The organism is Faecalibacterium sp. Marseille-P9590 (assembly GCF_017377665.1).
Taxonomy (GTDB): domain Bacteria; phylum Bacillota; class Clostridia; order Oscillospirales; family Ruminococcaceae; genus Faecalibacterium.
Window position 1 is genome coordinate 26,867 of record NZ_JAFREF010000004.1, and the last position, 26,510, is coordinate 53,376.

Here is a 26,510-nt window from a genome sequence, read left to right on the forward strand (position 1 = left end):
TATGGAAGAACAGAAGAAGAACCCCGCACAGGGCCTGTCTGAGAGCGAGCAGGTGCAGGTGCGCCGCCAGAAGCTGGCAGACCTGCAGGCTGCAGGCCGCGACCCCTTTACCCTGACCAAGTTCCCTCAGGATGCGTACTCTGCTGACCTGAAGGAAGAGTTCAAGGATCTGCCCAACGAGACCGACAGCGGTAAGAAGGTCGCACTGGCCGGCCGTCTGATGTCCAAGCGCGTCATGGGCAAGGCAAGCTTTGCCCATCTGCGCGACGATAAGGGCGACATCCAGCTCTACGTCCGCCGTGACGAGCTGGGCGACGACGCTTACGCTGCTTTCAAGAAGCTGGACGTGGGCGACATCATCGGCGTCAAGGGTGAGGTGTTCCGCACCAAGACCGGTGAGCTGAGCGCCCGTGCCGAGGAGATCACTCTGCTGGCCAAGAGCCTGCGCCCCCTGCCCGAGAAGTTCCACGGCCTGACCGATACCGAGATGCGTTATCGTCAGCGCTATGTTGACCTCATCGCAAATCCCGAGGTCAAGGAGACCTTTGTTAAGCGCAGCAAGATCCTGAAGGAGATTCGTGCTTATCTGGACGAGAAGGGCTTCCTGGAGGTCGATACCCCCATCCTGACTCCGTTCGAGATCGGTGCATCCGCACGTCCCTTCTACACCCATCACAACACCCTGAACATGGACATGGTGCTCCGCATCGAGACGGAGCTGTACCTGAAGCGCCTCATCGTGGGCGGCATGGACCGCGTCTATGAGGTGGGCCGCATCTTCCGCAATGAGGGCATGGACCCCAAGCACAACCCCGAGTTCACCACCATCGAGCTGTATCAGGCATTCACTGATTTCCACGGTATGATGGACCTGGTGGAGGAGCTGTATAAGCGCCTCGCTCAGAAGATCTGCGGCAGCCTGGTCATCCCCTATCAGGGTAAGCAGATCGACATGGGCCACTGGGAGCGTCTGACCATGATCGAGGCCGTCAAGAAGTATTCCGGCGTTGACTTCAACGACTGGAAGACCGATGAGGACGCCATCGCCGCTGCCAAGGAGCACCATGTGGAGCTGCCCGAGGTTCCCACCAAGGGCGCCATCCTGGCCGAGTTCTTCGACGCCTTCGTCGAGGACAAGCTCATCCAGCCCACCTTCATCTATGATTACCCCGTCGAGATCAGCCCGCTGGCCAAGCGCAAGCCGGATGATCCCGCTTTCACCGAGCGTTTTGAGTACTTCATCGACTGCACCGAGTACGGCAACGCTTTCAGCGAGCTGAACGACCCCATCGACCAGAAGGGCCGCTTCGAGCGTCAGGTCGCCGAGCGCAAGGCCATCGAGCCCGACTGCAAGGCACAGGTCGATTACGACTACGTCAACGCTCTGGAGTACGGTCTGCCTCCCACGGGCGGCCTCGGCTTCGGTGTTGACCGTCTGGTCATGCTGCTGACGGACAGCGCTTCTATCCGTGACGTGCTGCTGTTCCCCACGATGAAGCCGATTGAACAGTAAAATGCAAAAATTGGCTTTGCTTCGTTTGAAATCGTGGCGTTCGATACTGGAGCAATGTGAATTTACCACCAACTTACCACCAAATTTGATAATTTGCATCAGTAAAACAGAAAGCAGCCTACAATAAACGCAAGCACCCCTGTCAATGAAATGTGTGATAACACATGGATTGGCAGGGGTGCTTTTCATGTTTGGAAGATATTAAGAGTATTTCGGAAAAATACTGGTATTGTCTTGTTGCCCACCGAATCAAGTCGTGGTATAGTAATAATTGGAGTAGTTTAACCTTAAAGGTCGTTGCGGCATACAACTTCCGATAATATTGATTATCTGGAAGTTTTCGGGATTCTACAATGCAGGAGGTTGTCTGTATGGCGGTGCTTTCAAAGAGTCAAATGTCCGAAGAAGATATTAAGTTTCACTACATCACACCCGCAATCACGGCAAAGTGGAACAACCAGCACATCACGCTGGAAACAAAAATCACAGATGGCCGTATCAATCTCAAAGGTAACATTGTGGCCCGTGAAAAGCCGAAACGTGCAGACTATGTGCTTTACCTGAGCGCGAATAATCCGATTGCCATTGTTGAAGCAAAAGACAACAATCATACGGTTTCCCACGGATTGCAACAGGCCATGACCTATGCGCAGATGTTGGATGTTCCGTTTGCCTTTAGCTCAAATGGGGATGGCTTTGCAGAACATGACTTCTTGACGGGCAAAGAACGCACCTTTGGCCTTGACGAATTCCCAACAGAAGAAGAACTGGTTGAACGGTACAAAGCCAGTGTAAACAATGGAGCTGGTTTGACGGATGTACAGGAGAAAATGATTGCACAGCCGTATTATAGCAGCCAGAAAACTTACCCACCGCGCTATTACCAGCGCATTGCCATCAATCGTACATTGGACGCGATTGCAAAAGGGCAAAATCGGCTTTTGCTGGTAATGGCAACTGGTACAGGTAAAACTTATACGGCATTTCAAATTGTGTATCGGCTGCTCAAAAGTGGCTTAAAGAAAAAGATTCTTTATCTTGCAGACCGCAACAATCTTGTTGACCAGTCTATCCAACAGGACTTTGCGCCGCTGGAAAAGGTCATTCATAAGGTGAATTTTTCTAAGGACGACCCTCGCACAATTACTTCTTATGAGGTCTATTTTTCTCTCTATCAGCAGCTTGCAGGAAAGAACGAAGAACAGGATGAGAACGCCGAAAATGCACTCGATAAGCTGTCACAGCTCTTTAGCCCGGATTTCTTTGACCTGATTATTGTCGATGAGTGTCACCGAGGCTCTGCGAAGAAAGAAAGTAATTGGCGCAAAATTCTGGAATATTTTGCCTCTGCTACGCAAATCGGCATGACTGCTACGCCTAAAGAAACCAAATATGTTTCAAACATCGACTATTTTGGCGAACCCATCTATACTTACAGCCTGAAAGAAGGAATTGAGGACGGTTTTCTTGCGCCTTTTAAAGTAATCAATGTTATGACGGACATTGGTGAGGGATGGCGTCCTCGCAAGGGCCAGCGCGATATTTACGGAAACGAAATCGAAGATCGCATTTATACAAATAGCGATTACGACTACAACATCATTATAGAAGATCGTATCAATCAAGTTGCTGCTGAAATCACGCGGTACTTGAAAAGTACCGACCGTATGGCCAAAACCATCGTGTTCTGCCCAACCGAAGAAGCGGCAGAGCGTATGCGGATGGCTTTGGCAAACCAGAACGCTGACATGGTGAAGCAGAATCCCGATTATGTTGTCCGCATTACAGGCAGCGATACTTATGGAAAGAGTAAGCTGGATTATTTTATCTCTGTTGGCTCGAAATATCCTGTTATTGCGACTACCTCCAAGCTGCTCTCCACGGGTTCGGATTGCAAGATGACAAAGCTGATTGTTTTGGATGAAATGATTGGCTCTATGACTGAATTCAAGCAGATCATTGGCCGCGGAACCCGTCTGCGCGAAAAAGAAGGCAAGACCCATTTTGTTGTGATGGATTTCCGAAATGTGAGCCGACTTTTTGCGGACCCGGATTGGGATGGTCCGATTGAAATGAACGAGGACTTCGATTCCGAAAAAGAGAACGATAAGCCCGTACCGAAAAAAGGCTCAGGAACATCTGACCCTCCCACGCCGCCAGACCCCAAGAAACCCAAACCAATCGTTGATAAAGACGGCTGTCGGGTGGAGATCATCTACAAAACGGCTTCTATTTATGATGCAGGCGGGAAACTGCTCCGGCAGGAAAGCATTATTGACTACACGAAAGAAAATATCCGTGGCTCGTACGCTTCACTGGACAATTTTATCCGTCAATGGTCTGCTGAAGAAAAGAAAGAAAAAATCCGGGAGCTTCTTTTGGAGCATGGTATTGACCTTGAAGCACTAAAGGCCGACCAGAACATGACGGATGTGGACGACTTTGACTTTATCTGCCATGTTGCGTTTGATAAAAAGCCTTTGACGCGCAGAGAACGAGCAGAAAATGTCAAAAAACGCGACTTTCTAAGCAAATACAGCGGTGCAGCAAGAGATGTTCTGGAGGCACTTCTGGACAAGTATATGAATACTGGCATTTATGAAATTGAGAAAACGGAAATTCTGCGGCTTGACCCGTTCTTGAAAATGGGCAAGCCCCAAAAGATTGCCTCCTACTTTGGTGGGAAAGACGGGTATCTGAAAGCTGTTAAGGAACTGGAACAGGCAATCTATGAAGGAGAAATTGCATAACAATGGGAAATTTATCGAATTTTGTGAAGCGTGTCCGCGATATTATGCGGAACGATGCAGGCATCAATGGTGATGCACAGCGCATTGAGCAGATTGCATGGATGCTCTTTCTGAAAGTATATGATTCTAAAGAAGATGAGTGGAATACGACTTTTGACAGCAAGGAATCATATCAATCCATAATTCCCGAGTCTTGCCGCTGGCGCAACTGGGCGCACGCTAAAAACGGGAAAGGTATGACGGGCGATACTCTCTTGGAATTTGTCAACAATACGCTGTTCCCCACCTTGAAAAAGCTGCCTGTGGACGCTTCCACGCCCATCAAAAAAGCAATCGTGCAGACTACCTTTGCAGATGCAAACAACTATATGAAAGATGGCGTTTTGCTTCGACAAATCATAAATGAAATTGATGATATCAAATTTGACGAATATGAAGAAAGTCGAGTATTTGCTGGAATCTATGAAACAATTTTAAGGGAGTTACAAAGTGCCGGTTCTGCTGGCGAATTCTATACGCCACGCGCTGTTACTGATTTTATGGCGCAGATGATCGACCCGCAAATCGGTGAAAAGATGGCCGATTTTGCCTGCGGCACAGGTGGCTTTCTTACCAGCTGGCTGAAAGTTTTGCGTCAAAAAATTCAAACAACAACTGACGAGAACCTGTGTAATAATTCCATTTACGGAGTTGAAAAGAAACAGTTTCCGTATATTCTTTGCATCACTAATATGCTGCTGCATGATGTGGATGTGCCGCAGGTGTTCCATGATAACACACTTCTCCGAGATGTTCTGGACTATACCGAGGACGATCAGGTAGACGTTATCTTGATGAATCCTCCCTATGGTGGGTCGGAAAAGCCGGAAATTAAGAACCATTTTCCGGCTGACCTTGCCAGCAGCGAAACGGCTGACCTGTTCATGTCCGTTATTATGTATCGACTGAAGGAAAATGGCCGCGCAGCTGTCATTCTGCCGGATGGCTTCCTGTTTGGCACAGACAATGCCAAAGTAGCAATCAAGACGAAGCTGTTCTCTGAGTTCAATGTCCATACCATCATCCGTATGCCGGGTAGTGTGTTCTCCCCATATACATCGATTACGACCAACATTTTGTTCTTTGACCATACTGGCCCGACAGAGGAAACCTGGTTCTATCGTCTGGATATGCCGAAAGGCTACAAGCATTTCAGCAAGACCAAGCCTATGAAGTTGGAACACTTTGCCCCTGCGGTAGAATGGTGGAGAGACCGCAAAGAAATTCAGTTGGACGGGTTTGACAAGGCCAAAAAGTATACCGTGCAGGAAATCAAAGACCGCAACTACAATATTGATTTGTGTGGCTATCCGCATGAGGAAGAGGAAATCTTACCGCCCAAGGAGCTGATTCAGCAGTATCAGGAGAAGCGCGCCAGCCTGAACGCAGACATTGACCGAATCCTTGCTCAGATCACGGAGATTCTGGGCATTGACCTTGATGCACAGGACTGAGCCACATAGATAAGGAAGAAAAAATGACAGGACAGCAACTGAAAAATTCCATTCTGCAAATGGCAGTGCAGGGCAAACTTGTTCCGCAAGACCCCAATGACGAGCCTGCTTCTGTGCTGCTGGAACGCATTCGTGCAGAGAAAGAACAGCTTATCAAAGAGGGCAAAATCAAAAAGGAAAAGAATCCATCTGTGATTTTCCGTGGAGCCGATAATTTGCCTTATGAGAAGGTCGGCAAAAATGAGCCTGTCTGCATTGCAGATGAAGTGCCGTTTGACATCCCGGAGAGCTGGGAGTGGGTACGATTAGGCGAGATTTTTCAGCATAATACAGGTAAAGCGTTAAACTCATCGAACAAATCGGGTGTATTGTTGGAATATATCACAACATCCAACTTATACTGGGATAGATTTGAACTTGAAAATCTTAGGTCGATGTACTTTACTGAAAATGAAATAGAAAAATGTCAGGTATCAAAAGGTGATCTTTTAGTTTGTGAAGGTGGCGATATTGGACGTGCTGCTATTTGGTTAAAAGACTATAAAATTTGCATTCAAAATCATATTCATAGGTTGCGTTCATATGTTCCGCTTTGCACAAGATTTTACTACTATGTGTTTTTTCTCTATAAATATGCTGGTTGGATTGGAGGAAAAGGAATTGGAATCCAAGGATTATCGTCTAATGCGCTCCATTCTCTGTTAGTTCCAGTTCCACCGATAGCTGAGCAAGAAAGAATTGTAAAACGGCTCGAAATAATAAAACCGCTTTCTGATAAGTATTCTGAAGCTTCTGAACAAATCCAAGAACTAAATAATCTGTTTCCTGAACATCTTAAAAAATCCATTCTTCAATATGCCGTTCAGGGCAAACTTGTTCCCCAAGACCCTGCCGATGAGCCTGCCTCTGTTCTGTTAGAACGTATTCGCACAGAAAAGGAGAAGCTCATTAAAGCCGGAAGAATTAAGCGTGATAAGCATGAATCGGTCATTTTCAGACGGGATAATTCTTATTATGAGAAGGTCGATGGAATTGAACGTTGCATCGATGATGAGTTGCCATTTGAGATTCCCGATTCGTGGGAATGGACAACCATTGGCACAACTTGCATAAACATTCAGTATGGCTCGTCACGAAAATCTGAGTCTACGGGAACAATGGCTGTTTTAAGAATGGGAAATATTCAGAATGGTCGAATCGACACTCAAAAACTTGTGTACACATCAGATAAAGAGGAAATTGCCCACTATCCTCTTGAATATAATGATTTGCTCTTTAACCGTACAAACAGTAAAGAACTTGTAGGAAAAACCGCCATCTACAAAAGTGAAGTTCCTGCAATCTATGCTGGCTATCTAATACGTATAACACCACTAATAGACAGCGACTATCTCAATTATGTTATGCAAACGCAGTTTTACTGGGTTTACTGTCAAAATGTTCGTAGCGATGCAATCGGCCAGTCAAATATTAACGCTGAAAAATTGAAGAATTTCATTTATCCGCTGCCACCGCTCCATGAACAGAAAAGAATTGCAAAAAAACTCAATAGTATTTTCACCAAAATTAAATAAAGAACGAGGGCATACCTTCTGCATATGATTAGCGCCTATTAGGAAAACACACTGTCAAAGGGGTTTGTAGCGGGGGTTAGCCCGCTACTGCGGTATCTTCCGTAGTGTTGATTTCAATGTACTCGGCAATCTTGCGGAGCTCGTCAGCAAATTTGAATTTCACGCTGATATTGCCGTTTTCATAGACCTTGATATAGTCCACAAGTTCAACCAAGATTTCACGGTTGAGGGCTTCAATGTTCTGATACTTCATAAAGGCTACCAGTGCAGGATGCTCATTGTCCACACCGTTTGCCAGTTCTGCGCGTTCAGCGTTCAGCCGGGTAAGCACCGCGGAAATATCAGAAGTCTGCCGTTCATAGTCAGCCTTCATATCCCGGTATTCCTGCTGGGTGATTTCACCGTCTTTCCAGTCCTGATAAAGAGATTGCTTGTAGCGTGTTATCTTTATCAGTTCCCGCTCTTTTGCAGCTATCAGATCGTCCAGTCGGTAAGACTGGCTTTTTTTGATTGGAGCGGAATTGATCTGCGTTACGATTTCTGAGTAGGAAACAGCTAAATGTACCTGATGCTGTACGGCGAACAGAACAGCAGCCTCCAGCCGTTCATGCTTGATTGAGTGCATGGTGCAGGCTGTCCGGGAACGGTTCTTGTAGGTTGAGCAAGAATAATATACATTGTTGTTCTTGCTAACGCATCGGGTAATGGCCCGCCCGCAATCGGCACATTTCAGAAAGCCGCTGAATAAATGTACCTCACGGCCTTTCGGGGAAGTACGGGTATCACGCTGTAAGAGAGCCTGTACCTTATCGAAAGTTTCATAGTCGATAATGGCCTCATGTGTTCCAGCCACTTCCACCCATTCCTCGCGGGGAACAGCTTCAATCTGGTGTACCTTGTAGCTTTTCACCCGGCTCCGGCCTTGGGCTAAGTCCCCGGTGTAGGTCGGATTGGTAAGAATGGAGTGGATCATGCGGGCTCCCCACATAGGATCGTCATACCCTCTTGTCGAAACAGGCAAGCCCTTTTGTACCTTGTAAGCCGAGGGGCTCGGTACGCCGTGTTCGTTCAGGTACAACGCGATAGCACGTTTTGATGACCCTTGAATAAGCATTGTGAAAATGAGTTTGACATTTTCAGCAGCATCGGGATCAACAATCAGCCTGTGCTTGTCCTTTGGGTGCTTTACATAGCCGTAAGGAGCAAATGCTCCGATATACTGGCCGTTGCGCCGTTTGTAATCAAATACCTGCCGGATCTTTTTGGAAGTCTGATAGCAGTAATTATCGTTCATCACGTTTGTAATGGGAACGATGATATTTGAAACGCTGTCGGGGTTCTTGTAGCTGTCCACATTCTCAGCAAGGCTGATAAAGCGAACACCCATTTGAACAAACAGGTTGTCGATCAAACTTCCGGCATCGCTATAATTTCGTGCGAAGCGGGACAGGTCTTTTACTATAACGCAGTTGATTTTACCACTCATGACATCCGCCAAGAGCCGTTGAAAATCTTCACGGTTAGCGTCCGTTCCAGTATGTCCGTCATCTACATATTCCGTGATACTTTCAAACTCGTCAATGTTGCGTCGGTAAAAATCGTTCAGTAGGTCACGCTGGTTCTTTACGCTGTTGCTATCGTCTTTTCCTTTTTTCAAATCTTCCTTTGAAAGCCGGATATAGATGCCCAGCCGCCAGCGGCGGATTGTGTAAGAGGGAGAGAAACTCTGCTGATACCCTCTGTTTTTTGCTCGTGCCATTGTTCCTCCTTCCCTATCACATTACACTTATATTATAACTCTGTCCGGGGAGGACAACAAGGATGCCTCCGCTTCGGGACACTTTGTCTCGAAGAAGCAAAACGAGCTGTAACCGAAGTTACAGCCCGCTTCTTTGCCGCAGCAGGAAATCCGTCAGCTTATCTTGGAGAGATGGCCCGCTTTCAGCAAATTCAATTTTCACGCCAACACCACCGATGCAAAAGCAGTATGGATTTTTGACAGTCTGCAAAAATCGAGAGATGCGCTCCTTTCGGGAAAGCGCATTGTCAAAGGTCATACCGCTCACATCAGGCAGGGACTCGGCAGCCACCGCGCCAATGTCAACGCTTCTCATTTGTTCAAGTTCCTGTGTAGTTAATTTCACGGTAAACCTCCTTCGCAGATTGATAGAACGCCTCCCGCTGTTTGGTGGGGAAACGCAACAGGCCAGCACCACCGGGATGCTGGCCTGTTGCCTTACTCCACCTTGGGACACTTTGTCTCGAGGTTTATTATAGTTTTTGAATATTAGAGAGCGCCGCACATATTTACTTGGCCTGTCCAAAGACAATCGTTATTTTCTGTGCGGCGCTCTCAACGCAAGTAAAGCGACAAGCCCGGAGGAACAGGCAGCCAACCTGTTCAGCGCCGGATCATGGCCTTGGGATGGCCGGGCCCATTTACAGTGTTGGTGTTGTTCGCTCAATCTCTTTTGGGAAATGTCACCGCGCACCCACCGTCTGGCTCCACGTACTTACTCAGGGTTGCCGTTATTCCCTCGCGTTAGGAAGAAAACCTCCTCTCATAAACCGAGACATTTTTTCATCAATTCCAAGTGGGTTAAGAAGAAAAAATCAAAAAGTTTTTTTCATGCGTTCAAGGCCACGCTTGATCGACTGGCGAATAGACTCCTCATGTACGCCCTCGGCCTCGGCAATTTCCTTAATCGACTTGCCAAGAATGATATGTGCGTCAATTCTGCGGCCCTGGATCTCCGGCAGAGAATTGAGAGCGTTCCACAGACGAAGAAAGGTTTCCATCCGTTCAAGGAGCTCCTGCGGGGTCGGCTCATGCAGGCAAGCGGAATATTCAATCCCGTCATCGCAGTCCAGAGAATACTGCGCCTTGTGCCGGGAGAGCCGCCGCTGGTAGGCCATTTCATAGCGGGCATCGGCCTTGAATACCTCGGCCACCTCGTCAGAAACTTCGATAAGCTGATCCTGCGTGTACCAATAATAAAAATCTTTCAAATTGATAGTAGTCATCGTAAAATCCTCCATTTCAGTTTGTTCGGGGTTGGTCGGAAACGAAATGGAGCAACGGCGGAGAACGGCACCGCACCTCGGGACACTTTGTCTCGAAGTCTGGAAAGCAAAATGCGCCTGTGCGACACAAGGCCGCACAAGCGCACGAAAAAGTATTATCGGTTATGTACTGTTTAATTTCATGTTCAAAACCGGACTGCTCCGACGGAGGGGCTACGCTTTTTTTAGCTGGTGCAGATCACGCGAACAATGAAATAATAAAATGAACACGGCAAAATAACCTCCCATCGGCTACCGTGTCCCTACAAGTCGTCATTGGTTTGTGTAGACGCAAAGAAACGGCGGCTCTGAAAATCAAAGCCGCCGTTTCAAATGGGCGTGTTGATAGGCTGCTGTACGACGGCTTTTTTTCTTTTGCCGTCGTGCGGCAGCTTGTTCCTTTTGCGCTTATCTTAACAAGCAATCCTCACAGAAATGTCACTGACACACGCTGTTTCGACAGAATAATGGGCTGAAATCTCACGAACCTGTGAGATTTGAAAAACCGGGAGAATAATCTCCCGGTTTTCATCGCAAATATTTAATTCTGCCGCAGTCTCTCTACAACGCTTTGCTTAACATTTTGCATGAAAGTTATGACGGGGGTTGCCAAGCAGACCAGCAAAACAATAGCTGCGACAACCAACAGAGAAATTACAGGATAGTGAAAAGCTGCATAAGGAACCATTCTTCTAAAGGCTGAGTATATTGGAATATATATCGCTGTTCCCAATGTGGCAAGCAGTAGGAAAGAAATACTCCAATAATACCCGCCTTCCCAAAGCAATACATTTCTAATTTGCTTTTTCGTCATTCCTATACTTTCAAGTGTTGCAAATTCATGTTTCCGAGTATTTACACTAACAACCATTGTGTTAATGAAATTCATAATTCCTATCAGCAAAAATACAGCGGACAACCCTGCGGCTATAATCCTTGAGGTCAGCAAATATCCGGCCATTTCTTGCTGCTTTTCATATCGTGACAGAATCGTAATGCCCGGTGACGAAGCAGTAATGGATTGAAGCTGCTCCATAATCCCTTTGTCATAACTGCTATCAATCGTATCAAAAGCAATCCGAAAGATTTTGGTTTCTCCAGACAACTTCTCTATTGCCTGCTCACTGATATACAAATCAGGGGCAGTACCTCTCTCATTTCCTCGACCACTCTGAAAATCAGCGTCCAGAAAGCCAGTTGCCACTGTAAAGACCTGTTCCCCGGACTCACCGACAACGGTGATTGCTTGCCCTGGCTGAATCAATAGGTTTCCCTCATCATCCGTCATAGCGGACAAAACCACCAACTCTCCCTTTTCAAAGGCGGTTAAGTCAATAGGCTTATCAAGCGTTTTATTAAGTTCTTCGATATATCTGGAATCTATTCCGTAAACGCCGCTCCAAAAATTATCTGTATAGTTTTTTCGTGTTTCCGCATTTGAAAAATCAAGACCTGATACGCCATCCAAGGAATCAATATATTTCCCGAATACATTTTCGTCGTAAATGACATCCATAGTGGGCCACGGTGAAGCAGAATAAGTGACGCGCAGATTTTCAATTCCCTGCATTGTTTCAATTTGCTGCAACATTTCATCAGAGAGCAGGTTTCCTTCTTCGGAAATGCTGTAAGTCAATGCGAAATCACTTTCTCCCCATTGATTTACAAAATTGTCGGGACTTAGGCTTGATAGTAGACCAGCAGAAACCAAAAACAATATTAAGCCTAAAAATAAGGACGCAAAAGTAAGGAAAGCGCTTTTAGGGTTTCTAAAAATATTATCTCGTGCCATCCGAGATAATTTTGTTCTATGGCTCTTATGATCTCGGTAACTCCTTGTATTTGCCTCTGTATAGCGTGAAGCCGCAACAGGAGAAATACTTGCAGCTATTTTCGCTGGTTTCATGCTGCCGATGATTGCAGTAAAAAATGTGAAGATTGCGGCACCCGCAAAAATAATGGGGGAAAAGGACACTATCTCCCCAAGGTCTGTATCGCTTGAGTACATCATATTCATGGCAAACGGAACAAGTCCAAGCGAAACAATACCACCGACAATCAGGCCGCTGGGAATACCGATCACCGCCGTTCTGAATATTTGAGAACGCACGATCCGCTTGATTTGTCTTTTTGTCGTGCCTATCGTTTTAAGCTGTCCATAGAATTGTGTATCTCTTGAAATTGAGATATACAGAATGTTATAAATCAGCAAATAGCCGCTGATAATGATAAAGACGATAATAGCAGCCAGTGGAAGAACAATGGTGGTGGAATTGCTCTGAGCAATAGGTACAATTTCAAAGGACTGACTTTCTGTAAACGAAATCTTCCGTTTTAGTTTTTCACAGGATCGCAGCGCATTACTGTCATCAGAAAAAGAAATCATTGCGGTAGACACACTATCAAAGGGAAGCCCTGTTTGTGTTGCAAAAAGCTCCGAAACATAAGCGGCACCACGGTTGCCTGCACGTGAAGCCGAATAATCTGTGTAATAGCCCGACAAAACAAATTCATCGGAGATATATTGATAATCTGTTCCGAGTTGATAGGAAAGGGAAATATTCATCCCTATCTGTGGATCATCAATCCCCATTGCACGCAAAGCCCATGTAGGGAGCATAATTTCATTTTTTGCTTGCGGATAATCTCCGTGTATATCCGAAATTGTTGGTACACGGTGTTCTTGCCATTCTGTTTCGTCTATCCAAGTAATACTCAGCAGGGCATCGTCCATTCCAGATGTATCAATGCTGCCCAATCTCTGACTGACACCAACTACGGATACCAAGCTGGATCGGCTCAATTCTTCATATTGTTCTTCTGAGAGGCTTGTAATTGCCACATCCGCAGTCGTGCCCATCGCACGAATTTGCTGCATTTGATAGGTTTCAAAATAACTGCACCCCAAACTAAATACAGATGTAATCATAAAGGCGGTCAAGAATAATGCGATGGTAACGAAAACATTTCTCTGCTTATTAGCGCGGTAGCTTCTTTTGGCAAGACGATTGATTGTTGCCTGATTATTGTTCCCAAATAAAATATCATCCATCAATGTCACCCCCTGTCACTGTGCGATTTTTCCGTCCTCAATACGGATAATTCGGTCGGCAAGCTGGGCAATTTCATTGTTATGGGTAATCATTACAAGCGTTTGATGGAACTTCTGACTTGTAACTTTCAGCAAACCAAGAACATCACTACTTGTCCGGCTATCCAAATTGCCTGTCGGTTCATCTGCAAGTATAATAGCTGGTTTGGAAACAAGGGCGCGGGCAATCGCTACACGCTGCTGCTGGCCGCCGGACAGATTGTTAGGCATACTGTTCAGCTTCCCATCGAGAGCCAACATTTTCACGACTTCATCCATAAACCGCTTGTCCACGGTATCACCATCCAGCTCCACCGGCAGGACAATATTTTCATAGACATTCAGCACAGGAACAAGATTGTAATTCTGAAAGATAAACCCGATGTTACGTCTGCGGAAGATGGTAAGCTGTTCATCCTTGAGTTTCGATAATTCTTTCCCTTTTACTTTAATACTGCCGGAAGTTGGCGTATCTAACCCGCCCATCATGTTCAGCAAAGTAGACTTACCGCTGCCGGAAGTACCAACAATGGCAACAAATTCACCTTCCTCAATGGATAGGGTCACGCCATCCAATGCTTTTGTAATGTTCGGTTCGGTGCCGTAATATTTCTTCAAATCTGTCGTTTGTAATATGTTCATATAGAACACCACCCTTTCTTTTTGATGGCTCTATCATAAAAGGTAAACCTCACAGAAATGTCACGGGAAACAAAATACCTCTGTTTAATTAAATCTCAAATGTCATAGGCCTGTGACATTTTGTTTTTTAGCGTACTTATTTTATTGTCGAGGCAGAAAGACGGAAAAAGTTGAACCCCTCCCAACCTCGGATGTTACCCGGATATAACCGCCTTGCAAGGTTACGATCTCACGAGCCAGATATAGACCAATACCAATTCCATCTACATCATGTACGATGTCCTCTCGATAGAAACGCTTGAAAATTGCTCCCTGATGCTGTTCTGAAATGCCAATGCCTGTATCTGCAATGTCGATTTTCACATACATTTCCCAACTTTCAACCGAAACACGGATTTGACCGCCCTCCGGCGTATATTTCACTGCATTGTCCAAAATATTGAACAGTGCTTCGCTTGTCCATTTTCTGTCATGGGAAACGACCAAGTTCTCCGGGCAGTCCACTTGAACATTGATCTGTTTTTTCTCGGCGTTCAGAAGAATACCTCCCAATGCGGCGGCAAGCGTGTCATAAAGCGGCTGGCTTTTCTTTTCCAGAGAAATAACACCTGTTTCCAAACGAGAGGTTTTAATCATAGCCTGCATGAGAAAATCCAGTTTATCAAGCTGGCTGGCCTGTGCCGTTAGAAACTCTTTTTGTTTTTGCACAGGGACTTCATTTTCAAGCAGAGTGCTGTTAATCATTTTCAAGTTCGCAATCGGGGTCTTGACCTGATGGGAGATGTCGGAAATCAGTTCTTGCAGGTCAGCCCGTTCTTGTGCAATGCCGTTCTTGTTTTCCTGCATGACTTCATATAAACGGTTCAGCCGATATTCAATTTTATAGAAAAGACTTTCTTCTTCCACAGTCTGTTTCGGCTGCATATTCCCGGATAACATATCATCCATTAAACTGCAAAAAGCATCGGAGAACATTGCCAGTTTGCGGCGAACCAGCACCATAAAACAAACAGCGCAAACCAGCACAAAAATGCCGAACAATAATACATACCAGACAGCGGTTATATTTTGGGTCAGCCCATACAAAGCTGCTGAAACCATCCCCATTGCCACCAGCAGGAGAACAGCAAAAAAGATACAGGCTTTGTTGACGGAAAGTTTTCGCACATTCATTTCAGCACTCCTCCGATCCACATATAGCCCATACCATATACCGTTTTGATATACTGACGGTCAGGTGTTTCGATTTTGTTTCGTACCCGGCTGATCGCCGCAGTCAGAGCGTGTTCATCCACAAAATTTCCGTCTGCGTCCCACAGCTTTTCCAACAAGACTTGCCGGGTCAAAACAATCTGCGGATTTTTCATCAGGATTTTCAAAAGTCGATATTCCAGTGGGGTGAATGTAAGTGGCTTTCCTGATAGAGTAGCACTCATTTCTGAAAAATTGATGGTCAGTGTGCCATCCTCATAAGTATCACCACCATATTGTTTTGTCAGCCTACCCAGCACTACCGCTAATTTCTTTTGAAAGACGCTCATAGGGAAAGGTTTTGTCACATAATCCTCTGCGCCCAGTTCATACCCTTTGAGCATATCGCTTTCCATATCATTTGCGGTCAGAAAAATAATAACGGTATCAGGGCGACGCTCTTTTATTTCCCGGCAGAAGTCAAAACCGTTCCCGTCCGGCAAATTTACATCCAGCACAATCAGGTCATAGTCCTGCTTTGTCAAGAAACTACTGGCCACTGATTTTGTCAGTGCAGAATCAACCGTATAGCCCGCAGTATTCAAGTTATAGCATAAAGTATTATTCAAAAGCCGATCATCCTCGACTACTAAAATTCGCATGGTATCACACTCCTTCATTTTCAGTATAGCACCCAAATGTCACAGAAACCTCACAATATTTCTGATTTTATTTTAGATACCAACCTCTGATCTTCGGGACAAATTGTCCCAAAGTTATAGGTATATTGTACCTCACATTTCCGCGATCATCAATTTTGCGTATGTGAAATTAAATAGTCAGTAGTATGAAATACAAAGTCGTTCAAATAATATCACATGAAATGTAAAATCATATCAGGTGATGTTATGAAGATAGAACGAGATGAAAGACGCTTTGATTTTCACGATATAGGGCTCGCCATCAAGCGTGCAAGAGAAGCCAGCGGCATGACACAGGAGCAACTGGCCTATATTGTTGACCGCGCTCCGCGTACCATTATGTATAATGAAAATGATGGTCAGCATCCAAGCTTCAACACCTTTTATCAGATGGTTACAATGTTTGATATATCGGTGGATCAATACTTTTACCCGTCCCAGAATAGCGGGAGCGAGTGCAGGAAGCGGATTGATGCCATGTTGAACGCCTTGGACGAAAGAGAATTGAAAATCGTTGAAGCTACAATCCAAGCGATGAAAGCATCGAAAGAAACGGAGGAAACGTAAAAGAAAGCGTAACCTCCGTTTTTTGCGCCATGTTGCGGGTTGCGCGTTTTGGCAAGCAATTCGGGTGTGGCCACACTCCGAAATTTTTGCAGGGCGCAGGACCCGCAAAAATGCTTGTTGGGGAGCTCCCCAAACCCGCTGTACTTCGGGACAAATTGTCCCAAAGTCCCGGTGCGTTGCACCGTAGTCTGCGGCCCGTCACTATCGTTCCTGGGCCTTATTTTCCCGCCCGTCCGTCACGCCGAGCAGATGATCAATGTTCGCCTTGATTGCCACAGCCTGCCGCATATCCGCCTGGGCCTTGCGATATTCCGCATAAAGCTCTTTCTTTTGTCCCGCCAGCTCACGGCGGGATTTTTTTAGTGCTTCTATTTTAGGGAGCTTTGCGCCGTTCAGTCTGGTGTTCATGGTATCCTTTGCCGCCCGGTAAGTGGCAAGCTCCGCTTCATGCTGGGCCAGATACTTTTTGCTGTACCGTGCAGCCTTGTACCCGTCGAACACCGGGCGGGTCTTGGCATAGTCCACCGTGGCAGCCATCAGCTCCGAGGTTTTGGAAAGAGCCTCCTCCGTTGTGCGGAGCTCGTCAGACAGCTTGTGAAAGTGCTCCACCGCAGCCTCGGTGCTGACCGTCAGCGCCGCATAGTCTGTCAGATGATGCTCCTGCAAATACTGGAGCGCAGCCGCCATCTGCTTTAAGTTGTAGACCTTGGCCCATCGTTCATAGGCCGGGCCTTTGCCCTGGGCCATACGCTCTTGAATGTCGATGATGAGATTAACTCGCCGTGGCGGAACCGTGGGCTCCTCTGGCAGCTCAGGGAGCGGACGTTCCCCGGCAATTACTGCCTTGATGTCCTCCGGGTCAAATCCGGCTCCCAGTGTAGAAGCCCGGAGCCGAGTCGTTTTTTCCTGCCCGGGCGCAAGGAATGAGATGACACCGCCTCGTCCCTGTTTCACCGAAAAGCCGGACTCCTCCATGAGCCGAAGAAAGTCGGCAAAGTCTGTGGGCTTTTTCTCCAAAGCGGCGAGAATAGCCAGCCGTACCCGCTGCTTGGCAGAGGGTGGCTTTTCTCCGATCCACTGGCCATAGTGGAGAAAACGGCCCTTGCTGTGCTGGCACGGATTTTGGATAACAGACAGTTCATGTTCGATGCACACGCGGTCAGAGAGCCGCCGCAGGGCAAAGGACGAACCAATGAAATTATGAAATTTCCGGGAGCGATCAAAGGCCGTCGCATTGAAATAAATATGATTGTGGATATGGGCCTTGTCGGTATGCGTACAGACGAAGAACTGATACTTTCCCTTTGTCCAGCGCATCGCCGTTTCATAACCAATACGGTTTGCTTCTTCCGCTGTAACCTCCCCGGGCAGGAACGCCTGCCGGATCTGAAAGAACAGGGCCCCGCGAGATACGGCCCGGCCTGTCTCTGCAAGGTATTGACTTTTTACCAGAAGAAACTCGGCGGGAGCCGTGTTCGGGTCGCAGAGATAGGAAGATACGGCTCCCAGCTTTTCCGGGTTCAGGCCATAGGTAAAACGATCCTCCATCGTTTGAATTGCACTTTTTCCCGCCGCTGTTTTATAAGGGCGGATGTAGGTGGTCGCCGTAGAAATCCCTCCTTCCGGCAAATAGTATTTTTACTTTGGGACACTTTGTCCCGAAGTAGAAAAAGCCGGGGAGCGGTATCAACCACTCCCCGGATTGGTCAGAGTTCTACCAGCGCGGAGAGCTGTTTCAAAAGATCAGACAGCGGCCCCCACAACGCGGCATAGTCCCGCTGTAAGGCTGCGAGTTCTTCGGGATAAATTGCGCCGTAGGTGTTGGCCTGAATTGCCACTTGGTTCAGATTGTTGGAGCATCGCCGCTGAAGCGAAACCAGCTCGCGAACCGGCGAAAGGTCAACATGAAGCACATACCCACTCAGGGCCATTTTCCGCATATAGGCTCCCATGTTACGGATGCCAGCCTCCGCCATACGTTCTTGAATCAGGGCCTGCTCCTCCTCCGACACCATCACATGAAGATGGATCGGACGGCGGCGTTTCTTTGTCATCGTTCCTCACGCTCCCGGCTGCGGCAGGCGCGGGGCGGCTCCTTTACCTTATCCAGCGGCTTTTCCTGTTCGTCTACCGGAATAGGGCGCGGCAAATGAAATTCACGGTGCAGGCGCAGCACCTCCAGTACAGACAATTCCTTTTCATGTTTCTTTTTCATATACGCACCTCCTTATCTATCGCCACGGTCAGGCTGCCTGCGCTGGGGAGCCGGAGCCTCCGAGCCGCGATCTGCCTCCGCCAACTTTGCCGCGTTTTTCATCTGCTCGGCAATCGGACGGGGCCTGTCGGGATTATCAGGCGCAGGACGCAGCTCATAGTCGGATGCCTGTTTTTCCGTTAGCGGGCGGGTATAGGTAAGATAGCCCCAAGCCAAGAACGAGCCATTTTCCACCGGGACGCGCTGATCGTAATTGAAAATTTCATCCGGCTTGTTATAGGGCGGCTTCGGGAATGTCCCGATGTCCACAGGCCGCTGGGTCGAATAATACTTGTAAAGACCGGGAGCCTCGGTCTGCCTGATCCCCACGTTATAAATACGCTGATAGTCCTGCACCCGGTCTGCAAAATCCTGTTCCATCGCGGCACGGTCATTTCCATAGTGACCCCATTCGTACTGCCGCTGGCCGTCCTTGCCATCATAGCAGGCCCATGTGACATAGCGGGATGGCGCGGTGGGATGTTCGCCCAATGCAAATCCACGTCCATTTTCCAGCATAACAGCCTTCAGAATCGAATAGCCTTGATTTTTGTCCATAGTACACCTCCCATCATCGAGACATTTCTTTGTTTTCTCTTTTCACAAACGGCTGGAGCTGATAGGGGCTTGTACCGTCCTCGGGCCGCAGAAAGTCTATCCGGGCCGCAGCACGGATGGCGTTCTGGTTAAGCTGCCGCTGCCATGCCCCTTGGCTGGGAGCCCACTTAAAGCCGTTGCTTTTCAGTTCCTGCCGCTGATCGGCATCGGGCTTTTCCTCAAAAATAAGCTGCAAACGGTTTTCAGCCTCGTTGATTTTGGCCTCACCTCCGGGGAATGTCCAGCCAGCAAACTCGGAGCGGCTGCTCAGTTCCTCAATGCGCTGGCGTACACGGCGGATGTTGGCGTTGTTGTTGGAAAGCAGATAGGCGGGGTACGGCTTGCTTTTATCCAAGTGCCATGACTGCGCCATATCTGCTTTGAGCTTTTCGGCCTGCTCCGGCGTAAGCTCCGGGCAGCCGTCCAGCGTTTTATGTTTCCGAAAATACGCATTGACCGCCTTCATGGTGGCCTGCTGGGACTCCAGCCCCTCCAGCTTTTTTGTCAGCTTTTCCACGGCCAGATCATCGTCTGCGCTGATCCCGTCCATACCAACAGAGCGGATTTTATCAAGCAGCTTTGAAATCTCCGCATACTCTCCATAGTTGCGATCCCGGGCGGCGTTCTGCTTGTGCTTTTTTGCCACAGGGAAATTACCGCCCCCGGAGATCAGAATAGAGGGCACCCGGGCATCAATCACATTGCGTTCATTCAGATTTTCCGCAAGTTTCCGGGCATAGCGATCCACCAGCGCGTCAATCTTATCATGGTACATTGGATCGACACGCGCTTTCTGGCGTTCCGCCGCTGCATACGCTTCATCGACCATTGCCCGGTAGCCCGCCGTAGCGGAGCCCGGCTGATAGTCGGAAAAGCTGTTCATATCTTTTGCCCGCTTTGCGGCTTCTTCGTTGATCGGATAATATTTCGGCATAGTACCTCCTTCCACAAAAGCCGGAACTTTGGGACAAATTGTCCCAAAGCCCCGGCAGCTAAAATGTTGACAGCATCTCACAGAAACAGGGGCGGACATAGAAACATACGCCTCCCGCAGAAAAGAGCCTTAAAAAGCCTTGTCACAGGCGGGTTTGGGGTGTCCTAATTGTCAACACATCAGCCCCGCTTTTTTCGCATATATTCCCGCTGCTGTCTGCGGTGTGCCGCCTTTGCACAGGCCGCCGAACAATAGGTTTGCCGTCCATCAGGAGCCACGGCTCTGCCGCATACCGGGCAAGCCTTGAAATTCGGCCTTGGCCCTTCTGCCAGCAGCGCAGCCTCCAGCGCCGGATCAAGGGGCAGAACTGCCTCGCGGAAGTAGCGGCAATAAGCCCCCGTCCAGCATTTCCCAAACATATAGCACTCGCAATCCAGCGGCAGGCAGCCGCAGTCCCGGTCATAGTTGGCACACCATTTTGATACCAGCCTGCGGATTGCCGTTTTTTCTGTCCGGGTCAGTTCTCGGCTCACAGCATCACCTCCCGTTGCCCGGTGGTTTGAGTTGCTCCCGGTAGCAGAACACGCAGCCGATCCCGCGCCAGTAAGGGCAGCCGTCACAACGGGAGCCCTTCGGCGGCAGGCTGGGCGGCACACCCTTAAAGTAGCTTTTTTCTTTCATAAATCCCTCATAGGGGTTGTTGGTAAATCTCATTCATTATCCTCGCTTTCGGTATCGTCCTCGTCCCAAGGCGGCCCATCGTCCTCGGGATCGTCATAATCAGCCAGTTCCTCGCTGTAATCCTCTTCGGGTACAGCAGCTTTTTCATGCTTCGGGCGGTAAATTTTGAAGTACCAGCCTGCACCGCTGCCCAGAACAGCCACAGCCAAAATCAGCAGAAGCGTCCCGGTATTGCTTTTCTGCTGGGGCTCGGGTTCCGGCTCCTCCGCAGGTTCTGTTACCGGGGCGGGTTCAGGAGCCGTGCCAGCACACTCGGTCATGTTGACCGCGCAGACCTCGCAATCCGTATGGATGGCTCCGGACGCACATTTTTCTGTGCAGGAGCAGGCCGGAAGCTCTCCTCCAGCGGCCTCCAGTGCCGCCAGCAGATCGGCTTCATCCACCATGTTCAGAAAGTAGGTGTGATACTGTTCGCCGTCCTCATCCACAGGCTTGTCATAGTCAATGACAATGTAAAAGGTGTTGCCGCCGCTGGTTTCCACCGTGATGAACTGTTTGTTGGTTGCAGCATCGTAGAGCAGATCGCGGGTCACAAGGTTTCCATCCTCCGAAAAGCCCTCGCCCGGGGTAATGGTAGATGCAGGCTCCGGGGGCGGAGTTTCTTCCACAACAGGCGGTTCCTCATTGCCACTGTCCGAATAGGCATAGGCCGGAATCGCAAAGCCGCATAAAAGAACGGCGGAGCAAAGCCCCGCCGCCAACATACGAAAGTGTTTCATATTCAGTTTTCCTCCTTCTTTTCTTCTTCGGACTTCGGGACACTTTGTCCCAAAGTGCCGCCGTCCTTCAGCTTTTCAAACAGCAACGGGAGCTCCGTAAGGGAGATGCTCATACCGCGCACAATGTCCACGATCTCACTGTTTTCTGCCTCCAGCTTTTTCTGCTCCAGCTCCTTGAGCCGGGCCTGCTGTTCACTGATTTTAGCCTTGACCTTATCAATCTCGGCCTGAATTTTCATGCTTTTGGTAGTTGCCATTTCAAAACCTCCTGTCACGGTAAACGCCCGTAGGCGTAAAAATGAGATTGCCAGTAGCTTGTATTCAAATTTGCGTAGCCGATGGGATCTCCGCAATGCAGCATTTTTCCGTCACCGACATAAATCCCGCAATGGCTTACGCCCGGCGTGTCATAGGTGCCTTTGAAGAACACCAGATCACCGGGTTTGGGAGAGCTTGTTGGCGTACAGATGTTATAGAGCCCCTGGGCTCCCAGCCTGCCCATATTCCAGCCGGAGTGATTGATGACCCACGAAACGTAGCCCGAGCAATCAAAGGAAGTGGCGGGAGAACTGCCGCCCCACACATAGGGATAGCCGATATATTTCTGCGCCTCGGCAAGCATCGCGGCAAAGGTTTCATCGTCCAGATATTCTCCGGGCACTTCGTAATCACCGGGTTTCCCGGTAATGTACTTGTTCACATAGGGAGAATCCGGGAACAGATCGGGGCGGTTTCCCAGCGTTGCCATATAGATGGCATACCGTGAAAGCTGCTCCTCGCCCATGACATATACGGGCACATGGGATAAATCAAAGTTCTCCAGTGTGACCGTACAGATGTAATAGTCGTAAGGCACCTGATAGGTGTCCGTATGGGAGTTGCCGTCCTCGTCCGTCCATGTGTCGGTTTCCGTGCGATACCGGGTTTCCACCACTACATCCTCCGTGAGAATGTACTGGCGGTCAAACAGCATTTGCAGCGTTACCTGTACCTCGTCTATTGTCCATTGCCCCTCATGGAGCGCACACAAAAGAGAAAGCAGCACATAGGGGTCATGTTCGATTTCGTCCAGATCGAAGTGGTATTCGTCATAGTCATGGGTGCTTTCATAGGTGTCCAGATAATGCTGCAAATCATCTTCCAGCGCACAGTAGGCAGCTTCGGCGGCCAGCATATCCCGATCCTCGCAAGGATAGGTGCTGGCCCCTAATGCACCGGCCCCGGCGTTCCCCAGCATAAGCATGGTAGAGGAACAGGACTGCATAGCAAACAGGAGTAACACACAGAGCACCGCAACCACGGCACCTGCGGGATGACTTTTGACAAATTCCACTGCCCGGGCGGTCAGGCGTTCTGTGGCTGTGGCAGTTTTCCCAGCCGCAGCCGCGCCCTGCTTTGCAGCCTCCTTTGCCTGCTTGCGGTATTGCCTGCGAAGCCGTTGCTTTTGCCAGTAGCGGGTAAGGGTATTTTTCGTCAGCTCCGGGTGCTCCTGTGCAGCGGTGTGAAAATGGTAGTCCGCCGTGTATTTGGTATAGCGGGCCTCGGCCTTGCGTACCACTTTTGCCGGATGTTCCCGGACTTTACGGCGCACAAAGCGGGAGCCGTGCCGCAGCGCGGTTTCTCCCACAAGCTCAGAACGGTGTGCGCCTTCTGTGCCGACATTTTCCTGTTCCACTTCAAAAATCTTGCCATGCACGAAGCTGTGAACGGAACCACTGGCAACACGGCCTATGCGTTTTACCGGGCCGGGCTTTTTCGGCGGCTTTTGTTTTGCCAGCTTCTCCCGGGCCTGTTCCAGCTTTTCGCCTTGGGACTCCATACGGAGCTTTGCCGCCGCAGCCTGTTCCTGCTGGCTCTTTTTGCGGAACTTGGACTTTGGGACACTTTGTCCCGAAGTGTCGGAAGCCTCCGGCTCGGGCTGCTCCCCATTAGGGGCGTGGGCGGTCTGCGACCAAGCCTCCTCCTTGGTCTTATTCGTTTTTCGTTTCATTCTTCATATCCTCCGGGCGGGTAGTCAGCAGGTCATAGATTTCTCCGCGAGGGAACCGATCCACAAACGGAATGGTTACATTTCCATAGAACAACAGCCCCTCGCCGGAATTGCTGTGTGTGATATAGGAAAGCTGATGCTCGGAAATACCGAGCTGTTTTGCCAGAATGGTACGGTCACTCTGCGCCTGCGAAAGCAGAATCATAAAATCCGTGTTGTCCAGAATGTTCTCGATTTCCCGGCTGGCCAAAAGGTCTTTGACGTTCTGCGTCAAAGCAGACGGCACACATCCTTTTTTACGCAGCATTTTCCAGACCGCTACAAAGTAGCTGGCCGTCAGCGGATCGCGGAGCAGAATATGAAACTCGTCAAAGTAGCACCAAGTCGCCGCGCCCTCGTGGAAGTTCTGATCCACCGCCTGCGAAACGAACTCATTTGTGATGTGCATTGCAATCTTTCTAAGGTTTTCGCCCATGTTTTTCAGAACGATGCACACCACACGGCTGTCCGTCTTGACGTTGGTAGGATGGTTAAAGAGATTGAGGGAGCCTGTGCAATAAAGCTCTAAGGCAGTTGCCACGCGCCGGGCTTCGGGCTCCGGCTGGCGTAAGAGCTCTTCGTACAAATCCTGCAACAGCGGTGTTTTTGCAGTTTCCAGTCCGAGCGCCTGTTCCCGGTACACCAAACGCACACAGCGGTCAATGACCGTCTTTTCAATGGGCTGCAAGCCTTCCTTGCCGCCGACCACCAGCTCGCACAGGGACAAAAGAAAATCCGCCTTCATGGAAAGCGGGCTTTCTCCGGCGGCCATATTGAGCTCCACATCCATCGGATTGAGGTGGTGCGGGCTGTCCGGGGCAATCTCGATCACCTGGCCGCCCAGCCTTCGCACCAGCGGAGCGTATTCGCCCATCGGGTCAACCACGATGATCCGATCCTGCGGGATGGTGAGAAACACATTCAAGAGCTCGCGCTTTGCAGCAAAGCTCTTGCCGGAGCCCGTAGAACCCAAATACATCCCGTTTGCCGACTTCAGCTTTTTGCGGTCAGCCATGATGACATTGTGAGAAAGTGCGTTCATGCCATAGTAGAGGGCCTGCCCCGCCATGCGGAGCTCCCTTGTCATAAAAGGGATAAAGATGGCTGTGGAGCTGGTTGTCATACCGCGCTGGATTTCTACCTCGTTGTAACCAAGGGCCAGCGAAGAAACAAATCCCTGTTCCTGTTGCCAGTCCAGACGGCGCAGAGCGCAGTTGTATTTCTGCGCGATGCCGCCCACGGTAAACACATCGTTTTCCAGCCGCTGGCGAGTAGGGGCAAGGTTTACCACCGTAAAGGTCAGCAGAAACATTCGCTCATTGCGGGATTGCAAATCAGCCAAAAGCTCCGCTGCGTCCTTGCTGAATGTGATCAGGTCAGGGGGAAGAATATCCGGGTCATAGCCGGAGCGCACAGCCTTTCTCTGTTCCTCTACTTTCATTTTTCCGATGTCCGAGATTTTCCCCTTGATGGTCTTGATTGCCTTGAGCTGATCCACGGTCTGAATGTGCATGGTCACGGTCATTTCCGCATCCAGCTCCAAGATTTCCGCCAACAACTTATCCGAAAGCTCCGATGCCATAATCTGCAAATAGGACACCGCGCCCCAATACTGGCCGATACGGAATGTTCGGGACTGGCGGAAGTCGAGACTGTCCGGGGCAATAAAGTCTTTTGTGCCGAGCCCGGTCTGCGGGATGTCTTTCCACGAAAAGCGGAACGCCTCGCGGCTCCCCGGGTGCATCTGGCTATGAAGCAGCGCAAGGCGGGCCCGCCCGTCCATAGGCTCCGAGGGAACGCCCAGCCGCTTAAAGTTTCCCATGACATCAGCCTCCACACGCTCCAGACGGGGCCGTGCCTCCGCAATCCCCTCGGCGGGTATGCCAAAGGTGATGTATTTTGAGCGTTCAATGCCGTTATTGCTTTTGGCAATCTGATTTTTCAGCATCCCGGTAAACTCGTCCCGGACGCTGTTATAGTTGTCATCCGCTTTCGGGATATTGACCTGATAGCGGCTGCGGGAATGAGAACGGCGGTTGATAAAGGAAAGCTGGAACGGCAGCGAACTGTCAAAGTAGTTGAGGAATGAGCTCCATCCGCTGAATATGGCGGTCTGATCCTCGGTGGATGCCACGGAGTAATTGATGTCCTCATATTCCACGGTTTTTGTATAGAGCCCGCCCGGGAGCTTGCACACACCGTCCGGGTGCATGGACAGATACGGGATTGTCTGCTGAGCAGACAGGGTCGCCCGGCCTTTACCCTTGGCGGCGGCTCCGTTTTTCTTCTTTGTGTTTTTCAATCACATCCTCCTTTCCAGCGCCCGGCCCGGCAAAGGGCGCATAAATGTTTTCGGTTCGGTAGGCCCTGATCCCCGGCCTTAGAAACTTGGCCCGGATGATGTTTCGCACAACCTTTTCAAAGGGCAAGCCGTCCTTTTCATACATCGCCAGCAGGAACGCCGGGAGCATAATTCCCAGCATGAGAAACATCGCCCCGGTATTGCCGAGGGTGCCACGGGTCAGCAAATAGGCCGGAATCCCCACCGCGCCCGCGCTGCCGAAGCAGACAAGCTGGCGTTTGGTGAGGTTGAAAGCCATCTTTGTTTTGATTTTGGATAAATCGTTTGGTACGTTTACATAGGGCATAGA

24 protein-coding genes are annotated in these 26,510 nt (G+C 49.2%); 5 read left to right on the forward strand and 19 right to left on the reverse strand.

Going from position 1 to position 26,510, the window contains the following annotated elements:
• Position 1: 1 nt before the first annotated feature.
• From lysS to J3349_RS06365, 4 genes are all read left to right on the forward strand, one after another.
• Complete coding sequence (gene lysS, locus J3349_RS06350; protein ID WP_015565337.1) at positions 2 to 1,513, forward strand: lysine--tRNA ligase; 1,512 nt, start codon at positions 2 to 4, stop codon at positions 1,511 to 1,513.
• A gap of 371 nt (positions 1,514 to 1,884) precedes the next feature.
• Entirely contained in the window at positions 1,885 to 4,263 is a 2,379-nt protein-coding gene (locus J3349_RS06355; RefSeq protein WP_207676820.1) for a DEAD/DEAH box helicase family protein, read from the forward strand.
• A gap of 2 nt (positions 4,264 to 4,265) precedes the next feature.
• Positions 4,266 to 5,756 (forward strand): class I SAM-dependent DNA methyltransferase, encoded by a 1,491-nt coding sequence (locus tag J3349_RS06360; RefSeq protein WP_156060202.1) that lies wholly within the window; start codon positions 4,266 to 4,268, stop codon positions 5,754 to 5,756.
• 23 nt (positions 5,757 to 5,779) lie between these two features.
• The gene (locus tag J3349_RS06365) at positions 5,780 to 7,330 is read left to right on the forward strand and encodes a restriction endonuclease subunit S (protein ID WP_207676821.1); all 1,551 of its coding nucleotides are present in this window, start codon (positions 5,780 to 5,782) and stop codon (positions 7,328 to 7,330) included.
• A gap of 76 nt (positions 7,331 to 7,406) precedes the next feature.
• Here the strand turns inward: J3349_RS06365 and J3349_RS06370 are convergent, their stop codons facing one another.
• The 7 genes from J3349_RS06370 to J3349_RS06400 form a co-directional block, all read right to left on the reverse strand.
• Complete coding sequence (locus tag J3349_RS06370; RefSeq protein WP_046438251.1) at positions 7,407 to 9,089, reverse strand: recombinase family protein; 1,683 nt, start codon at positions 9,087 to 9,089, stop codon at positions 7,407 to 7,409.
• 118 nt (positions 9,090 to 9,207) lie between these two features.
• On the reverse strand, positions 9,208 to 9,474 hold the full coding sequence (locus tag J3349_RS06375) for a DUF6870 family protein (protein WP_007884026.1): 267 nt from the start codon (positions 9,472 to 9,474) through the stop codon (positions 9,208 to 9,210).
• Positions 9,475 to 9,943: 469 nt separating this feature from the next.
• A complete protein-coding gene (locus tag J3349_RS06380) occupies positions 9,944 to 10,354 on the reverse strand; it encodes a sigma-70 family RNA polymerase sigma factor (RefSeq protein WP_014080198.1) in 411 nt (136 codons plus the stop codon).
• A 580-nt stretch (positions 10,355 to 10,934) separates the two neighbouring features.
• A complete protein-coding gene (locus tag J3349_RS06385) occupies positions 10,935 to 13,445 on the reverse strand; it encodes an ABC transporter permease (protein ID WP_117536013.1) in 2,511 nt (836 codons plus the stop codon).
• A gap of 15 nt (positions 13,446 to 13,460) precedes the next feature.
• Complete coding sequence (locus J3349_RS06390; protein ID WP_005335790.1) at positions 13,461 to 14,126, reverse strand: ABC transporter ATP-binding protein; 666 nt, start codon at positions 14,124 to 14,126, stop codon at positions 13,461 to 13,463.
• A gap of 141 nt (positions 14,127 to 14,267) precedes the next feature.
• Positions 14,268 to 15,299: a HAMP domain-containing sensor histidine kinase gene (locus J3349_RS06395; protein WP_207676822.1), complete on the reverse strand. Its 1,032-nt coding sequence runs from the start codon at positions 15,297 to 15,299 to the stop codon at positions 14,268 to 14,270.
• A complete protein-coding gene (locus J3349_RS06400) occupies positions 15,296 to 15,979 on the reverse strand; it encodes a response regulator transcription factor (protein ID WP_117461330.1) in 684 nt (227 codons plus the stop codon). Before J3349_RS06400 ends, J3349_RS06395 begins: the two co-directional genes overlap by 4 nt.
• Positions 15,980 to 16,225: 246 nt before the next feature.
• Between J3349_RS06400 and J3349_RS06405 the strand changes: the two genes are divergently transcribed.
• Complete coding sequence (locus J3349_RS06405) at positions 16,226 to 16,585, forward strand: helix-turn-helix domain-containing protein (protein ID WP_054754179.1); 360 nt, start codon at positions 16,226 to 16,228, stop codon at positions 16,583 to 16,585.
• A 201-nt stretch (positions 16,586 to 16,786) separates the two neighbouring features.
• Here the strand turns inward: J3349_RS06405 and J3349_RS06410 are convergent, their stop codons facing one another.
• The 12 genes from J3349_RS06410 to J3349_RS06465 all read right to left on the reverse strand — a co-directional run bounded on the left by J3349_RS06410 (position 16,787) and on the right by J3349_RS06465 (position 26,507).
• Positions 16,787 to 18,133 carry a relaxase/mobilization nuclease domain-containing protein gene (locus J3349_RS06410; protein WP_207676823.1) on the reverse strand — a complete coding sequence of 449 codons (1,347 nt, stop codon included), beginning with the start codon at positions 18,131 to 18,133 and terminating at the stop codon, positions 16,787 to 16,789.
• 158 nt (positions 18,134 to 18,291) lie between these two features.
• On the reverse strand, positions 18,292 to 18,639 hold the full coding sequence (locus J3349_RS06415; protein WP_014080206.1) for a plasmid mobilization relaxosome protein MobC: 348 nt from the start codon (positions 18,637 to 18,639) through the stop codon (positions 18,292 to 18,294).
• The gene (locus tag J3349_RS06420) at positions 18,636 to 18,800 is read right to left on the reverse strand and encodes a hypothetical protein (protein WP_207676824.1); all 165 of its coding nucleotides are present in this window, start codon (positions 18,798 to 18,800) and stop codon (positions 18,636 to 18,638) included. The genes J3349_RS06415 and J3349_RS06420 overlap by 4 nt, the downstream gene beginning before the upstream one ends.
• A 12-nt stretch (positions 18,801 to 18,812) precedes the next feature.
• A complete protein-coding gene (locus J3349_RS06425) occupies positions 18,813 to 19,397 on the reverse strand; it encodes a hypothetical protein (protein WP_207676825.1) in 585 nt (194 codons plus the stop codon).
• Positions 19,398 to 19,410: 13 nt separating this feature from the next.
• Positions 19,411 to 20,370 (reverse strand): hypothetical protein, encoded by a 960-nt coding sequence (locus tag J3349_RS06430; protein ID WP_207676826.1) that lies wholly within the window; start codon positions 20,368 to 20,370, stop codon positions 19,411 to 19,413.
• A 179-nt stretch (positions 20,371 to 20,549) separates the two neighbouring features.
• Positions 20,550 to 20,903, reverse strand: coding sequence for a cysteine-rich VLP domain-containing protein (locus J3349_RS06435; RefSeq protein WP_207676827.1), 354 nt, complete (start codon positions 20,901 to 20,903; stop codon positions 20,550 to 20,552).
• A gap of 4 nt (positions 20,904 to 20,907) precedes the next feature.
• Positions 20,908 to 21,084, reverse strand: coding sequence for a hypothetical protein (locus J3349_RS06440; RefSeq protein WP_014080211.1), 177 nt, complete (start codon positions 21,082 to 21,084; stop codon positions 20,908 to 20,910).
• On the reverse strand, positions 21,081 to 21,830 hold the full coding sequence (locus tag J3349_RS06445) for a DUF4366 domain-containing protein (RefSeq protein WP_207676828.1): 750 nt from the start codon (positions 21,828 to 21,830) through the stop codon (positions 21,081 to 21,083). The genes J3349_RS06440 and J3349_RS06445 overlap by 4 nt, the downstream gene beginning before the upstream one ends.
• Before the next feature lie 2 nt (positions 21,831 to 21,832).
• The gene (locus J3349_RS06450) at positions 21,833 to 22,087 is read right to left on the reverse strand and encodes a DUF4315 family protein (RefSeq protein WP_014080213.1); all 255 of its coding nucleotides are present in this window, start codon (positions 22,085 to 22,087) and stop codon (positions 21,833 to 21,835) included.
• A gap of 14 nt (positions 22,088 to 22,101) precedes the next feature.
• A complete protein-coding gene (locus J3349_RS06455; protein WP_207676829.1) occupies positions 22,102 to 23,820 on the reverse strand; it encodes a C40 family peptidase in 1,719 nt (572 codons plus the stop codon).
• On the reverse strand, positions 23,801 to 26,071 hold the full coding sequence (locus J3349_RS06460; protein ID WP_110104229.1) for a VirB4-like conjugal transfer ATPase, CD1110 family: 2,271 nt from the start codon (positions 26,069 to 26,071) through the stop codon (positions 23,801 to 23,803). Before J3349_RS06460 ends, J3349_RS06455 begins: the two co-directional genes overlap by 20 nt.
• 46 nt (positions 26,072 to 26,117) lie before the next feature.
• Entirely contained in the window at positions 26,118 to 26,507 is a 390-nt protein-coding gene (locus J3349_RS06465; RefSeq protein WP_015563852.1) for a PrgI family protein, read from the reverse strand.
• Between the last annotated feature and the right edge of the window lie 3 nt (positions 26,508 to 26,510).

Coding starts and splice junctions, on each gene's coding strand:
- J3349_RS06370 (WP_046438251.1), bottom strand. CDS start 9,089: ATGGCACGAGCAAAAAACAGAGGGTATCAGCAGAGTTTCTCTCCCTCT.
- J3349_RS06380 (WP_014080198.1), bottom strand. CDS start 10,354: ATGACTACTATCAATTTGAAAGATTTTTATTATTGGTACACGCAGGAT.
- J3349_RS06450 (WP_014080213.1), bottom strand. CDS start 22,087: ATGGCAACTACCAAAAGCATGAAAATTCAGGCCGAGATTGATAAGGTC.
- J3349_RS06460 (WP_110104229.1), bottom strand. CDS start 26,071: ATGCACCCGGACGGTGTGTGCAAGCTCCCGGGCGGGCTCTATACAAAA.
- J3349_RS06455 (WP_207676829.1), bottom strand. CDS start 23,820: ATGAAACGAAAAACGAATAAGACCAAGGAGGAGGCTTGGTCGCAGACC.
- J3349_RS06430 (WP_207676826.1), bottom strand. CDS start 20,370: ATGCCGAAATATTATCCGATCAACGAAGAAGCCGCAAAGCGGGCAAAA.
- J3349_RS06355 (WP_207676820.1), top strand. CDS start 1,885: ATGGCGGTGCTTTCAAAGAGTCAAATGTCCGAAGAAGATATTAAGTTT.
- J3349_RS06425 (WP_207676825.1), bottom strand. CDS start 19,397: ATGGACAAAAATCAAGGCTATTCGATTCTGAAGGCTGTTATGCTGGAA.
- lysS (WP_015565337.1), top strand. CDS start 2: ATGGAAGAACAGAAGAAGAACCCCGCACAGGGCCTGTCTGAGAGCGAG.
- J3349_RS06405 (WP_054754179.1), top strand. CDS start 16,226: ATGAAGATAGAACGAGATGAAAGACGCTTTGATTTTCACGATATAGGG.
- J3349_RS06385 (WP_117536013.1), bottom strand. CDS start 13,445: ATGGATGATATTTTATTTGGGAACAATAATCAGGCAACAATCAATCGT.
- J3349_RS06415 (WP_014080206.1), bottom strand. CDS start 18,639: ATGACAAAGAAACGCCGCCGTCCGATCCATCTTCATGTGATGGTGTCG.
- J3349_RS06400 (WP_117461330.1), bottom strand. CDS start 15,979: ATGCGAATTTTAGTAGTCGAGGATGATCGGCTTTTGAATAATACTTTA.
- J3349_RS06420 (WP_207676824.1), bottom strand. CDS start 18,800: ATGAAAAAGAAACATGAAAAGGAATTGTCTGTACTGGAGGTGCTGCGC.
- J3349_RS06465 (WP_015563852.1), bottom strand. CDS start 26,507: ATGCCCTATGTAAACGTACCAAACGATTTATCCAAAATCAAAACAAAG.
- J3349_RS06410 (WP_207676823.1), bottom strand. CDS start 18,133: ATGGAGGATCGTTTTACCTATGGCCTGAACCCGGAAAAGCTGGGAGCC.
- J3349_RS06440 (WP_014080211.1), bottom strand. CDS start 21,084: ATGAGATTTACCAACAACCCCTATGAGGGATTTATGAAAGAAAAAAGC.
- J3349_RS06360 (WP_156060202.1), top strand. CDS start 4,266: ATGGGAAATTTATCGAATTTTGTGAAGCGTGTCCGCGATATTATGCGG.
- J3349_RS06390 (WP_005335790.1), bottom strand. CDS start 14,126: ATGAACATATTACAAACGACAGATTTGAAGAAATATTACGGCACCGAA.
- J3349_RS06395 (WP_207676822.1), bottom strand. CDS start 15,299: ATGAATGTGCGAAAACTTTCCGTCAACAAAGCCTGTATCTTTTTTGCT.
- J3349_RS06365 (WP_207676821.1), top strand. CDS start 5,780: ATGACAGGACAGCAACTGAAAAATTCCATTCTGCAAATGGCAGTGCAG.
- J3349_RS06445 (WP_207676828.1), bottom strand. CDS start 21,830: ATGAAACACTTTCGTATGTTGGCGGCGGGGCTTTGCTCCGCCGTTCTT.